Genomic DNA, 12,978 nt, shown 5'->3' with positions numbered 1-12,978 from the left:
GCTTATATCGGCAGCCTCTAAAAATCCCTTTTCCTACTTAACCGCAGGGCATAAAGGAGAGGGTGAGGGATGAACATATTTCATATTTAATTCCCTCATCCCAACCTTCTCCCGATGGAAGAAGGAGCTTTTTTAATTTTTAAAGGTTCCCTATAACTATGTGCCACCAATGAGTACATTCGTCAGGTTTGGCGAGAGTGACGTTGTTGATGCGTGCATCAAGCTAACTGTTCTAGCCTTGCCTGGTGTGTCGAATTATAAGCGGATGATATTGGGGGTTAGGTAAAGGCTAAAACATAATGGCTTGATAACCAAGCCATTTTTTAATTTTAATTAAATCTTAATGGTGTGCCGAAGCCTGCTTTCTGGTCTGATCTGGACGACTTGGGAGTATTCACAGGGGCTAGGAGGCACGCTACAGGCCTTGATTGGCAACGCCGGAGGCTTTATCGGCACTGATGAAGCGTCTGGGGTTACCGCCAGGAGCGTGGTTGGCGCCGCTGAGCCTTCTGTGGGTACCTCCAGGTGTTTTGTGGGTGCCGATGAACTTTTTATGGTTGCCGCCAATTAGTTTGTCGGCAACCATGAGCTAGTCGTGGGTGGGGACGCGACATTTAGCCGCACCACCAAAGGCTTGTAGAGCTTCTTATAATGTATATAGAATTAATTAAGCCGTTAGAGTTTCGCCGTCGATTTTGGTTAGCTCTACGGTGAAGTCTGCCGCGCCGATGTCTGTGCGGTATTGCGTATTTTAAGCGTCTAAAAATCCCTTCTCCTCCTGCTCCCACTGGGCATAACGGAGCGGGCTAGAGTGAGAAGGCAATAAACTAGTGTTTTATATACCCTCATCCTAACCTTCTCCTTTATGAGCTGCGGGTACTGGGGAGAAGGGACTATTTCGTTTTTTACGACATACCCCAGAGTGAGAAGGCGGTTTCTTAATTTTTTGAGGTTTCCTCTGATAACAATATGGAGAATTCAAAATGGCTAAATCCGATTATTTTCCGCACCCTGATAGCGATTTATTGATTTGGCATGATCGTTTTAAGGTCAATCTCGCCGCGCGTCAGGCGGAATTTGGTTTATCCGCCGAGGATATTGCTAGTGTCGATAGCGATAATCAGGAGTTACATACCAAGATCAGCGAAGTAAATGCCGCTTCTGCGGCAGCAAGGCATGCCACGGCGGCTAAAACTGCCAGTCGCAATAATATCGAAAGCCGAGTGAGAGCCCTAGTCAGACGCATCAAGGCGCATCCGGCTTATTCCGATGCTTTGGGTAATTTGCTCGGCATTATAGGCTCGGAAGATACCACCAAGCTTAACGACGCTAAACCGGTTTTGACCGGTGTAGATCAAACGGGCGGCGTGGTGGTTCTCAATTTTGTTAAATCCAAGAGCGACGGTATCAATATCTATTGTCAGCGCGAGGGGGAGGCGGAGTTTGTGTTTTTAGCCAGGGATACGATACCGCCTTATATCGATAACCGGCCTTTACTGGTTGCCGGCAAGCCGGAACTGCGCCGCTATACAGCGGTTTATATCTTGAAGGACGCCGAGGTTGGTCAATATAGTGATGAGCTGGTGGTTAATTGTGCACCTTGACCGCGCTGGTTTTCTGAACGCTTTAGCTATGGCAGCGCTCCTTAAACTTATAGGAGACTGCTAAAAATTTAAAAATCTCTTATCAGCAGGGCACAAAGGAGAAAGTTGGGATGAGGGGGTTAAAATCATTATTTACCCCCTCACCCTAGCCCTCTCCCATAGGGAGAGGGGATTTTTAGAGGTTCCCTATAGCTATCGGAAGTTCTCGCGTATCTACTGGGCTAAACCATAGGGTTGGTCAATATCGTTAAGTTAAGCCCCCCTATCCTACTGTAGAGGATAGGGGTGAGGAGAATACTTATCCCAGCGTTCTCCTTTATACCCCGGGTGCTGAGGGAGAAGGAGTTGGTTATCCTTAACTTAACGGTATTGCACGCAGGCGGGAATGCGAGCACGCTTGATTGGTATCCCTTTATTTAGTCGAATTGGTCTGCTCTGAATTGACTCCGGAGGCAAATATAGCGATGCTAGGGGTGACAAAATTAAAAACATCACTTTTCAATTAACCGCCCGATGGAGCACGGAATGCAGTCAATCAAGTCAGTAGATATTTTCGGAATTCGCTTCCCTATCCTGGATTACGAGCTTACGTTACAACTATTTCAAGAGTGGATCGCCAGCGGCCAAGCTCATCAGGTCTGTATCGCCAATGTGCATACCACCGTGGCCTGTCTTACCGATCATGAGTTACGTGATATTTCCAATAGAGCCTTGTCCACCATGGATGGTCTGCCTTTGGTTTGGTACGCCAAACTGGTGCATCAAGCAGAGATTAAGACGCGGGTTTGCGGGCCGGACTTGATGTTGAAATGTCTGGATCAAGGGCAGCAGTTGGGCTGGCGGCATTTTTTTCTGGGCGGCAAGGATGAGGTGTTGGCAGATTTGGTTACCAATATTCAAAAGCGCTATCCGCAAGCCGAGCTTGTGGGCTGGCATTCTCCGCCGTTTCGGCCCTTGTCCGCAGAAGAAGATCAACAACTGGTCGATTTGATCAATGCTGCCAAGCCGGATTTTCTCTGGGTAGGCTTAGGCGCGCCCAAGCAGGAAAAATGGATTGCGGCGCATCTGGATAGAGTGCATGCGCCGGTGCAATTGGGGGTGGGCGCGGCTTTTGATTTTCACTCCGGACACATCAAGCGGGCGCCGCTGTGGATGCAAAAAAGTGGGTTGGAATGGTGCTATCGGATGGCTAAGGATAGGCGGCTGGTTAAACGTTATTTTTCCACCAACCCGGTGTTTCTACTACGTTTTGCCTGGGATTTTTTGCAGATTAGAGTGTTGAAGCGTTCGGCGGTTACTTCTTAAAGGTCATCAACCAATGCGCTAAATAACCTCCCAAAAATCCCCCTTACTAAGGGAGAGAGCTAGAGTTAATACCGTTAAGTTAAGCCCCCTCTCCTGCTGGAGAGGGTTGGGGTGAGGAGAATAAATAAGGCAAAGAACTTTATTGATCCCCTCATTCCAGCCTTCTCCTTTATGCCCAGTGGGTACTGAGGGAGAAGGGGCTGCCCGTCTTTAAGTTAGGTGCAGTCGTCCAGAAGGATAGGGGACTTAACTATTTGTTTTATCACCGATTAGAAATCGATTTCACATCCCTAGTTGTCACGCCTTTATATAACTGGCGCGGGCGGCCGATTTTCAATTCGGGATCGGAGATCATTTCGTCCCATTGCGCGATCCAACCCACCGAGCGGGCCAAGGCGAAGATGGCGGTAAACATCTCGGTGGGGATGCCCAAGGCCCGCAACACGATGCCGGAATAAAAATCCACGTTGGGGTAGAGTTTTTTCTCTACAAAGTAAGGGTCTTCCAGGGCAATCCGTTCCAGTTCCATCGCCAGTTTGAACAGCCGGTCGTCGTTCAGATTCAATTCGTCCAGCACTTCGTGGCAGGTTTGCCGCATCAGTTTGGCGCGCGGGTCGTAGTTTTTGTAAACCCGGTGACCAAAACCCATCAAGCGGAATGGGTCGTTTTTGTCCTTGGCTCTGGCGACATATTCGCCAATTTTCGACACATCGCCGATTTCTTCCAGCATATTCAACACCGCCTCGTTAGCGCCGCCGTGTGCCGCACCCCACAGGCAAGCTATACCGGCCGCGACGCAAGCGTAAGGATTGGCGCCGCTGGAGCCGGCCAGTCGCACGGTGGAGGTAGATGCGTTTTGTTCGTGGTCGGCGTGCAGGATCAGGATTCTATCCAACGCTCTGACCAACACCGGATTGGCCAGATAATCTTCGCCGGGGTCGCCGTGCATCATGCGCATAAAGTTTTCCGCATAGCCCAGTTTGCGTTTGGGATAGATAAACGGCATGCCGATGCTGTATTTGTAGCACATCGCTACCATGGTCGGCATTTTTGCGATCAGGCGGATGGCGGAGATGTACCGGTCTTCCTTGCAGTTGATGTCCATCACTTCGTGATAGAACGCCGACAGTGCGCCGACTACACCCACCAATACCGCCATCGGGTGTGCGTCACGGCGGAAGCCGCTGTAGAATTTGATCAGCTGTTCGTGCACCATCACATGCTGGCTAATGGTAGTGACGAAGCCTTTCATTTCCGAGCCGTTGGGCAGGTCGCCGTTCAGCAGCAGATAACAGACTTCCAAAAAATCGCATTTTTCCGCCAGTTGTTCGATGGGATAGCCCCGATACAACAGTACGCCGGCGTCGCCGTCGATGAAGGTGATTTTTGACGTACAGCTGGCGGTGGAGGTAAAGCCGGGGTCGTAAGTAAAATGGCCGGTCTGTGCGTATAAAGACCGAATATCGATGACGGACGGACCCATGGTGCCGGGTGTGACCGGTAATTCGATTACGCGGTCTTGGTCTTCCTGTTTTAACGTCACTTTTTTATCAGTCATGTCAAATTCTCCGGAGAGCTAGCTGTTGAGAAGGGGATGGTTTGTATTCTATTGCAAATAGCGAATAAACACAGCTTTAGATCGGGATTGTTTACAATTTAACGAAAAACGAGGGCCTGATTGATGGATTTCGCGTTGCGCTACCCGGCCTAAGGGACTGGGATGGCAAATTTCGAGGATGGGTAGCGCAATGCGAAACCCGTTGCCTGCGCTGTCACAGTTGAGGGCGCAGGCGTCTTTGCAGACGTCAATGGTCTTGGCTATTCAAGACGTCCCGGAATCGCTAAAATTCTGGGGCAACTCGGTGTTTGCCTCTTCTGATGCTAGGCCCCCCCCCTCAAGGGCGGTTTACAAAACCGTCCGCTCCAACAGCCAATAGGCCCCCATCAAGGCTACCATGGCCGAACAACCTTTCAAGAATTTCTCGGCAAATGCAGGCTTGTTGTTTAGCCACCAGATGATAGGCAACACCACCGATGCCACCGCGATTTGGCCGGTTTCTATGCCTAGGTTAAACGACAGCAAGGGCAATAAGATGCCGGTGTCGCCGCTGGAAATATTCATTTCCCGCAGCACACTGGCAAAGCCAAAGCCATGGATCAAGCCAAAGCCGAAGGTCAGCCATTGCCGGCCCTTGGGGTGGTCGCCGCGCATGATGTTTTCCACTGCCACGTAAATAATGGTCAACGCAATCACCGGTTCGACGAAGCTGCTGGGTAGCTCAATGATGTTCAGCCCTGCACACGCCAAGGTGATGGAATGGGCGATGGTAAAGAAGGTGACGATCTTGATCGCCGGCCAGAAACTATGCGTGACTGCCAGCAAGGCAAACAGGAATAACAGGTGGTCGTAACCGGTGAGGATGTGCTCGATGCCCAGCTTCAAAAAATCGGCAAACGCGGAAAATCGGGAATCGTTTTGCGCCACGGATTGATCGGCAGGAGACAATGCCCATTGCAACTGGTCGTCGGCCCTGCTTAGCATTTTCTCGCTTAGCGTTTTACCGGCGGCGTCGCGCACCGTGACATACTGCTGATGCCCGTCAGGTAGCCAGGCCAATAACTTGGATTGCACCTGTAACTGTTGGTGCGGCACAGATTGAAAAATAAATTCGACATGGGCGTTGTTCTGTTCGTCGTAAACGACAGCCCCCGGCGCCACGGCTTGCACATCAACGCTATCAATATTAACCCGCAACTGCGCAGCCAGCATTTTGGCGATGTCCGGCTTGGCCGCTTCGCGCTCCGCGGCGCTGACTTCCGCATCCAGGTCGCTGTCCATCGGCGCAAAGGCTTCGATGTCTTGCAGGGCAAAGGTCAATTTAGCGATAACTTGGTCGGATTTGACAGTCACATCGATTGAGCTAAGGCCAGGGGCGTGCGCCGCTGCCCAGCCCGATGGCAGCAGCAAACAAACCAGCAGCAGGCATTGCCAGCAGGCAAACAGCCTAAGCATTTTCCATCCGCTCGTCATTAGGGCTGTTCCCCATTACCATTGATTTGCGCGGCTTTTCTACGTTTGTGCAGGTAAACCAAAAATCCCAGCACCAGCAGCACCAAGGCCACCACGCCACCTATTGCCACTAGTGGTAAATCGGCGCCCTGGGGATCGACACCCACTTCCAGCGCAATGCGGAATTTATCATCGTCTTCCATCGCTTCGCCGATCAACAGATACAGCACATAATCGCCGGTTTTATCCACATCGGCTTGCGCTTCTACCGCGCCTTTCGGATAAAGTTTGGACGGGATTTCGGCGACTGTGCGGATTTCGCGCACATCATCCGGCGCTTTCTGGCCGGTTTTTTCCACTTCCACCAATTTAATGCCAATCGGCGTGGCGCGAATATCGCGGTCGATCAAATCGGCGGTGAAAAACATCTTGCCGGCTCTGGGGATTTTCTGACAAAACGGCACAAAAGCAGCTTTAGGATCAGGATTTTTATCGTTTTTATCCGGCTGCAGATAAGCGCTGAAGTGCACCGCGTAAAAATCGTTGGCGATGATGCAATCCAAATCCGGACGATTGCCCAGTGCATTAGATTGTTTGGTACCGAAGCCAAGTTTGTCGCAACCGCTGAGTAAAACCACGCAGGCCACGAGCCCGGCGATAAAAAAGACGGGAAGTCGCTGAATATTCATAGAAATAAACCGATGGAAGAATGCAGACTAGGGTTTGACGGTAAATTCGAATTTACCGGTGACTATGTGAGTGTCCTCGGAAACCACGCGGTAGCGAATAGTGTAGGTGCCCGGCGCCAGTGTTGGCACAGTGGCGTAGATATTGGCACCATTGGTCAGACTTTGCGCGACGTCGTGGTTATCCACCCGCTTGCCGGTGCTGTCGATGACGGCCAGGGCTTTGTATTCGCTGCGGACTGCGTCGTTAAACCACAGGTCGATTTGCTTGGGCGATTCGGTGACGGTCTCGTCCTTGGCGGGTTGCGATTTCACTAGAATCGCGTGCGCAAATACTGAGACCGGGCTGAATAACGCGAGCGCCAACAAGCCGGGTTTTATTATTTTTGTTATGTCTAACTTGGGCATGACCACCTCTTAAAGTATAAAAATCATTGTAAAACCGCCGCCGACCATTGCTTGCCGGTGGGCGTTTGCTCTAACCACATTGCCAACAAGCCCGTCGGCGTGGCGACGATGCGCGGGAAGGTCGCCGAAGCGCCGGCGGATGATAGCAACTTACTTGCCGACCAATGTTCGCCATTATCGACGGATTCCGAGACAAACACTTTAGAGCCTTCCGGCCCCAGTGCATCCCACACCGCGACTAAGCGCCCGGCGCCGAACGCGATGTCCGCATGAAACGCGCCGGCCTCGCCTAAGCGTTGCGGTGGCGCCCAGCTTTTGCCGCCATCGGCGGACTGCATATGATACAGCCCCACCTGATTTTCCGCGCCGGTCCACACCAGGCTATGCAAGGAACCATCGCCGGCCACAGCCAGGCCGCCACCGTTATGCGGACAACCGTCGAAAATCCAGTTGAACTCACCCACGGTGCTCAGCCGTTGCCAGCTGGCGCCGCCATCGGCGCTTTGCGCCAGCGCCATGTCGCGCGGCTTCATATCCCGATACAACGTATTCAATTTACCGTCTGCACCCAGAATCATGCGGTTCCAACAGCACGAGCAACTGGAATCGTCGATAGTCTGTGCCAATTCCCAACTCTTACCGACATCGCTACTGCGCGCATACCGCACCCCCTGATAACCGTTTTCGTCCCTATCATCCAACCAGACAGCATGAAAACGACCTTCCTGATCTGCCAGCAATTCATGATGGGACTGATCCGCATCGCTGCCGGTCGGCTTGACACCTTGCTGCCAAGTTTTGCCGGCGTCATTGGAATAAATCGCAAATAACGGCCCCATGCCCGGCAATTCGCCGGTAGTTTGCCAGACGATTAGCAATTTGTCGCCGGCGGCAGCAATTTGTATATCGTTACCGACTTTCGCCTCTACGGGCTGGTTAAATTGCGGACTCAAAGCGCTGGGCTGCGACCAATGCAATCCGCCGTCTTCGGAATGCAGATAGCCTATATAAGGTTGCTTACTGCCGGTTGGTGTCGCGACGAAGGCGGCATGCACGGTCTGCCTGTCGACATACACATCGAAACTGACCAAATTTTGTAAACCTAGCGTTTTGGCGTCGATAGGACTGAGAACACTTTGATCTAAAGCCAGCTTCGCCGTAACAAGTTTTTGCTCGCCACAACCAAACGACGCCAAGCTGGTGAGCACGGCAACGCTCAAGTATATAGCCTTCAAGTTCGGCATGGGTATGACGCCTCTCTGACAAAAAAGGCGATGATTAGATCATATTGGCGCGCAAATCAGAACCGGGAAACACCCGCAACTTCGAGCAATGCAGGAGTCCAATGGATAGCAGCCGCGTCGATCAAATTTCGGTCCGCCGTTTGAAGGCCAAATCGCCCTATCCCGGCATTGCCGCCAGCCCACTTGGTTTAATGGCTAGCCATTGAAAAACTTAAAAATTGTATGATTGACCGTACCTATTAAAGCAAGTGACAATCCCATCGCCTTGTCGGGGGAAGGTAGCGGGCTGAGATATTTGGCAGACGTTTTTTTGACACAAAATCTTTTAATTTTGCATTGGTATTTAGGGAGATTTACATGAAAAGCATTATGTTGTTACTAGCGTTACTATCGGCAAGTTTAACCAGTATTGGCGTGGCAGCTCACGAACTTAGTTATGCCGTCGTTTTATCCGGGCCAAACGAAGCGCCGCCCAATAGCTCTTTAGGTTTTGGCAGCGGTACAGTCACTTTCGATCTGGACTTGGTCACCATGCGGGTTAATTTTTCTTTCAGTGGGTTGCAGGGCAATACCACAGCCGCTCACATTCATTGCTGCACTTCCGTTGCGGGCGCGGCGACTGCCGGGGTCGCTAGTCAAACGCCAAGCTTTGTTGGATTTCCTTTGGGCGTAACATCCGGCAGTATGGACCAAACATTCGATCTTAGCCTTGCCAGCAGCTATAACGCGACATTCATCACCAATAACGGCGGTACCGTCAGCAGTGCCCTGAATGCGCTACTAGTTGGCGCGGAGGCGGGCAAAGCCTATCTCAACATTCATACTTCGTTATTTCCCGGCGGCGAGATTCGCGGATTTTTGCAACCGGCCGCAGTACCGTTGCCGGCTGCAATTTGGTTATTTGGCAGCGTAGTCGGTGTGTTCTCGTTAAGCCGCTGTCGTAGACAAGTTTAAAAGCAACCGATTAGGCATTAGTTGAAATGTCGGGTTACGCGCTATCGAGCTAACCCGACTTACGAGACCGCAAGATAATCTGCTGGCTCTTCAAAACTGCATTCGTCTTGCTGCAAGCATATTCTTGGGCGTCAGTTGATTCGAATAAATTTGCCTCTATTTCACAGGCGCAGAACCGGCCAAATCCATGTGTAACCGTGCTTGCAAACCACCCAGCTCCGACTTGGCAAAATCAATATCCGCCGCATGTAACGCCACAATCCGCTGCACGATGGACAAACCCAAGCCGCTGCCTTCAACGCTATTGGCGGTTTCCACGCAACGGTAAAAGCGCTGCGTGATGCGCTGATAATCGTCGTCGGCAACACCGGGGCCGCTGTCGTCCACAGTCAGCTGCAAGCGCTTGTTTTCGCGGCGACAAGCTACTTTGATATGCCCTTCAATCGGAGAATATTTAATGGCGTTATCGATCAAGTTGCGTAACAACACTTGAAATAACTGAGGATTGGCGACGATCACTAGAGCCGGCTCTCCTTGCAATTCAATATCGATACGCTTATCGCGGGCGGCGTGATCCAGATCGGAAATCACCTCTATCAAGGCCTGGTTAACATCAACGGACTGCTTGGCAATCCCGGCCTGCTGATGCTGCACTCGCGACAAAGTCAGCAATTGTTGCACCGTATGCGTCATCCGCGATACCGCTTGCTGGGCTTTTTGCAAAGCCTGATCGCGCATCTGTGTATCGGTGGTTTTTTGCGCCACTTGAATTTGCGTCAACAGACCAGCCAAGGGCGTGCGCAGTTCGTGGGAAGCGTCGGAGGTAAAATTGCGCTCGTTGGCAAAAGCCTGTTCCAGCATCGCAAACAAGCTGTTGATTTGCGTGACCACCGGTAATACTTCGTCCGGCAGATTATCCACCGACAGCGGTTGCAGAAAGCCGGCTGCCCGGCTGGCCAATTGCTCCTTGACCTGGTTGACCGGCGACAAGGTGCGGCTGACAATCCACCAAATCATCATGCCCAATATTGGCAAGGCTATCAGGAAACCAATCACTTGCTGGCCGGCGATGCCTTCCACCAATTCCCGGCGGATGTCGTCACGCTGACCGACATGAATTACATAGTTGCCGTTTTCGGTACTCAGACTAAATACATGCCAAAGCTGACCATCCAGCATGGTTTCGCTGTAGCCATTTCGCGTCAAGGACAAAGCGAATTCAGGCGCGCTTTCCGAGCGCAACACCAGTCCCTCTTTGACTGAGCGTAACTGAAAGGCAATTTTGCGTTCGTATTTGTGGCCGAGGATGGGCGTGTCGAACAGCTCTGGAGCTTTATCGCGTTCCCAAAGCTTGGTCAGTGCTCGTTGCCGGACCATATTCTCGACAAAGGCGTGTACCACCCGTGCCGATTGAGCTAATTCAGCGTTGAATAGTTCGGTGACTTCGTCGCGGGTTTGTTTGTAACTGAAATAGGCGGTAACGCCCCAAACCAACAACAGCGAGGTTAGGAGCGACAGCAGCAGCTGCTTTTTCAGGGAGCGTGGCGCCAGACGAAAATGTTTGGCCATCAGTTCTCGTCGATGATGTAACCAACCCCGCGGATGGTGCGAATCAGGTTGCTATCCAGTTTTTTACGCAGGTGATGAATATGTACTTCCACCGCATTGCTCTCCACTTCTGAGCCCCAGGCGTAGAGCGACTCTTCCAGACGAGCCCGGGAAATAACCTGGCCGATATGTCCCATTAAATAACTCAGCACTTCAAATTCTTTTTGCGCCAGATCAACCGGTTTGCCATTGAAATACACTTGGTGTGCGGCGGGATCGATGGTAACGCCTTTATGTTCGATCACTGGCAGGCTATGACCATCGTGGCGGCGGGCCAACGCGCGCAAACGGGCGCAAATTTCCGCTAGGTCGAAAGGTTTGGTGACAAAGTCGTCGGCGCCATTGTCCAGACCGGCCACTCTTTCGGCGACACCTTCACGCGCGGTTAAGACCAAAACCGGGGTGCTGTCCTTGCGGCGGCGCAGATTCTTCAACACGCTCATCCCGTCCATGCGCGGTAAGTTCAGGTCCAACACCACCAGATCATAGTGGTTCAGTTTCAGCGCTTCGTCGGCCTGGGCGCCGTCGATTAACCAATCCACCGCATAACCTTCCATCGTCAAGCCGGCTTTTAAACCATCACCAAGGATGGCGTCATCTTCTACCAATAATAAGCGCATGATGTTTGTGTACCTATGGGCTGAGTGATTAACTTAGCCTGGATTGTAGCAATGATTTCTCAGTGTTCTGTGAGCGAGTAAGCAACTTAAAAGTTCGCTGGAATTGCGAGTAAACCCAGCGAACGGCAAAAGCCTCATGACGCCGAAAGGCTGCGTTCCAGATTGGCTCGCAGTGCCTCCAGAAAATCCTCGGTCGTTAAATAATGCGAGTCGTTTAAATCGTCGCCGTAGATACACAAGGCCAAATCCTTGGTCATTTGCCCGGCCTCGACGGTATCGACACAGACTTTTTCCAAGGTTTCGCAGAAGTTGATCAACTCGGCGTTGCCGTCCAGTTTGCCGCGAAACGCCAAACCGCGCGTCCAGGCAAAGATCGAGGCAATCGGATTGGTGGAGGTCTTTTTACCTTGCTGGTGCATCCGGTAATGCCGGGTGACGGTGCCGTGAGCTGCTTCGGCTTCCATGGTTTTGCCATCTGGCGTGACTAAGGTGGAGGTCATCAAACCCAGTGAACCAAAACCTTGGGCCACCGTGTCGGATTGCACATCGCCATCGTAGTTTTTGCAAGCCCAGACAAAGGCACCGTTCCATTTCAGAGCCGAGGCCACCATGTCGTCGATCAGTTTATGTTCGTAGACAATGCCTTTGGCCTCGTATAAAGCTTTGTATTCCACTTGGTAGATTTCTTCGAAGATGTCTTTGAAGCGGCCATCGTATTTTTTCAGGATGGTGTTTTTGGTGGACAGATACAGCGGCCAGCCTCTATCCAGCGCTACGTTAAAGCAACTGCGGGCAAAACCGGCGATCGATTCGTCGGTGTTGTACATCGCCAAAGCCACGCCGTCGCCGTCGAAGTGATAAACCTCGAAGCTTTGCTCCGGACCGCCATCGTCGGGCGTGAAGCTGATCTTCAATTTGCCCTTGCCTTTGGTGACGAAGTCGGTGGCCCGGTACTGGTCGCCGAAGGCATGCCGGCCGATGCAGATCGGCTGGGTCCAATTCGGCACCAAGCGCGGCACGTTTTTGCAAATGATCGGTTCGCGGAACACGGTGCCGTCCAGGATGTTACGAATCGTGCCGTTCGGTGATTTGTACATTTTTTTCAATCCAAACTCTACCACCCGCGCTTCGTCCGGGGTGATGGTCGCGCATTTGATGCCAACGCCGTGCTTTTGAATGGCGTGGGCCGCATCGATGGTAACTTGGTCGTCGGTGGCGTCGCGCTGCTCGATGCCTAAGTCGTAATAATCGATTTGCAGATCCAGGTAAGGCAGAATCAATTTGTCTTTAATGAAATGCCAGATAATGCGGGTCATTTCATCGCCGTCGATCTCCACCACCGGATTTTTGACGGATATTTTCTTCATAACGGCTCCTCACCTATCGCTAAAAGAGGCCTTCAGTATAGCCTGCCTACCCCTGAAACACGGAATGTTTAACGGCTTGCTCGGCTCTGTCTGCAGCGCGTCTCGCATTAATCGAATCACGGCAAAAACTAGGCTATACTGCCCAGGCGGCGTCTACGCATGCTGCCGTAAG

12 protein-coding genes are annotated in these 12,978 nt (G+C 51.8%); 3 read left to right on the top strand and 9 right to left on the bottom strand.

The features are described 5' to 3' along the window. Positions 1 to 415: 415 nt before the first annotated feature. On the bottom strand, positions 416 to 586 hold the full coding sequence (locus ACH5Y9_RS19595) for a hypothetical protein (RefSeq protein WP_445367257.1): 171 nt from the start codon (positions 584 to 586) through the stop codon (positions 416 to 418). A gap of 397 nt (positions 587 to 983) precedes the next feature. On the opposite strand from ACH5Y9_RS19595, the gene ACH5Y9_RS19590 reads away from it, so the two are divergent. Next, entirely contained in the window at positions 984 to 1,604 is a 621-nt protein-coding gene (locus ACH5Y9_RS19590) for a hypothetical protein (RefSeq protein WP_033158191.1), read from the top strand. Between the two features lie 525 nt (positions 1,605 to 2,129). Next, entirely contained in the window at positions 2,130 to 2,909 is a 780-nt protein-coding gene (locus ACH5Y9_RS19585) for a WecB/TagA/CpsF family glycosyltransferase (RefSeq protein ID WP_445367256.1), read from the top strand. A 262-nt stretch (positions 2,910 to 3,171) separates the two neighbouring features. On the opposite strand, the gene gltA is transcribed toward ACH5Y9_RS19585, so the two are convergent. The 5 genes from gltA to ACH5Y9_RS19560 form a co-directional block, all read right to left on the bottom strand. Continuing rightward, on the bottom strand, positions 3,172 to 4,467 hold the full coding sequence (gene gltA / locus ACH5Y9_RS19580) for a citrate synthase (protein ID WP_033158189.1): 1,296 nt from the start codon (positions 4,465 to 4,467) through the stop codon (positions 3,172 to 3,174). A 348-nt stretch (positions 4,468 to 4,815) separates the two neighbouring features. Next, a complete protein-coding gene (locus ACH5Y9_RS19575) occupies positions 4,816 to 5,922 on the bottom strand; it encodes a HupE/UreJ family protein (RefSeq protein WP_225892970.1) in 1,107 nt (368 codons plus the stop codon). A gap of 17 nt (positions 5,923 to 5,939) precedes the next feature. Then, positions 5,940 to 6,608 (bottom strand): hypothetical protein, encoded by a 669-nt coding sequence (locus ACH5Y9_RS19570; protein ID WP_033158187.1) that lies wholly within the window; start codon positions 6,606 to 6,608, stop codon positions 5,940 to 5,942. Positions 6,609 to 6,635: 27 nt separating this feature from the next. After that, positions 6,636 to 6,920 carry a copper resistance CopC family protein gene (locus ACH5Y9_RS19565; protein ID WP_336643870.1) on the bottom strand — a complete coding sequence of 95 codons (285 nt, stop codon included), beginning with the start codon at positions 6,918 to 6,920 and terminating at the stop codon, positions 6,636 to 6,638. Between the two features lie 116 nt (positions 6,921 to 7,036). After that, complete coding sequence (locus tag ACH5Y9_RS19560; protein WP_033158185.1) at positions 7,037 to 8,257, bottom strand: sialidase family protein; 1,221 nt, start codon at positions 8,255 to 8,257, stop codon at positions 7,037 to 7,039. A 357-nt stretch (positions 8,258 to 8,614) separates the two neighbouring features. Between ACH5Y9_RS19560 and ACH5Y9_RS19555 the strand changes: the two genes are divergently transcribed. After that, the gene (locus ACH5Y9_RS19555; RefSeq protein ID WP_033158184.1) at positions 8,615 to 9,211 is read left to right on the top strand and encodes a CHRD domain-containing protein; all 597 of its coding nucleotides are present in this window, start codon (positions 8,615 to 8,617) and stop codon (positions 9,209 to 9,211) included. A gap of 156 nt (positions 9,212 to 9,367) precedes the next feature. On the opposite strand, the gene ACH5Y9_RS19550 is transcribed toward ACH5Y9_RS19555, so the two are convergent. From ACH5Y9_RS19550 to ACH5Y9_RS19540, 3 genes are all read right to left on the bottom strand, one after another. Continuing rightward, positions 9,368 to 10,780 (bottom strand): ATP-binding protein, encoded by a 1,413-nt coding sequence (locus ACH5Y9_RS19550; RefSeq protein ID WP_445367255.1) that lies wholly within the window; start codon positions 10,778 to 10,780, stop codon positions 9,368 to 9,370. Then, positions 10,780 to 11,439 carry a response regulator gene (locus tag ACH5Y9_RS19545; protein ID WP_319961150.1) on the bottom strand — a complete coding sequence of 220 codons (660 nt, stop codon included), beginning with the start codon at positions 11,437 to 11,439 and terminating at the stop codon, positions 10,780 to 10,782. The genes ACH5Y9_RS19550 and ACH5Y9_RS19545 overlap by 1 nt, the downstream gene beginning before the upstream one ends. Before the next feature lie 134 nt (positions 11,440 to 11,573). Beyond that, positions 11,574 to 12,806: an NADP-dependent isocitrate dehydrogenase gene (locus tag ACH5Y9_RS19540; RefSeq protein WP_319961151.1), complete on the bottom strand. Its 1,233-nt coding sequence runs from the start codon at positions 12,804 to 12,806 to the stop codon at positions 11,574 to 11,576. Positions 12,807 to 12,978 lie beyond the last annotated feature (172 nt).

This window comes from Methylomonas sp. BW4-1 (genome assembly GCF_052474385.1).
The sequence above is the reverse complement of the archived record's forward strand: the minus strand, read 5'-3'. Positions and strand labels throughout refer to the sequence as shown.

Bases quoted from the DNA above. Each gene is read 5' to 3' on its own strand.
- ACH5Y9_RS19595 (WP_445367257.1), bottom strand. From the start codon at position 586: ATGGTTGCCGACAAACTAATTGGCGGCAACCATAAAAAGTTCATCGGC.
- ACH5Y9_RS19590 (WP_033158191.1), top strand. From the start codon at position 984: ATGGCTAAATCCGATTATTTTCCGCACCCTGATAGCGATTTATTGATT.
- ACH5Y9_RS19585 (WP_445367256.1), top strand. From the start codon at position 2,130: ATGCAGTCAATCAAGTCAGTAGATATTTTCGGAATTCGCTTCCCTATC.
- gltA (WP_033158189.1), bottom strand. From the start codon at position 4,467: ATGACTGATAAAAAAGTGACGTTAAAACAGGAAGACCAAGACCGCGTA.
- ACH5Y9_RS19575 (WP_225892970.1), bottom strand. From the start codon at position 5,922: ATGCTTAGGCTGTTTGCCTGCTGGCAATGCCTGCTGCTGGTTTGTTTG.
- ACH5Y9_RS19570 (WP_033158187.1), bottom strand. From the start codon at position 6,608: ATGAATATTCAGCGACTTCCCGTCTTTTTTATCGCCGGGCTCGTGGCC.
- ACH5Y9_RS19560 (WP_033158185.1), bottom strand. From the start codon at position 8,257: ATGCCGAACTTGAAGGCTATATACTTGAGCGTTGCCGTGCTCACCAGC.
- ACH5Y9_RS19555 (WP_033158184.1), top strand. From the start codon at position 8,615: ATGAAAAGCATTATGTTGTTACTAGCGTTACTATCGGCAAGTTTAACC.
- ACH5Y9_RS19550 (WP_445367255.1), bottom strand. From the start codon at position 10,780: ATGGCCAAACATTTTCGTCTGGCGCCACGCTCCCTGAAAAAGCAGCTG.
- ACH5Y9_RS19545 (WP_319961150.1), bottom strand. From the start codon at position 11,439: ATGCGCTTATTATTGGTAGAAGATGACGCCATCCTTGGTGATGGTTTA.
- ACH5Y9_RS19540 (WP_319961151.1), bottom strand. From the start codon at position 12,806: ATGAAGAAAATATCCGTCAAAAATCCGGTGGTGGAGATCGACGGCGAT.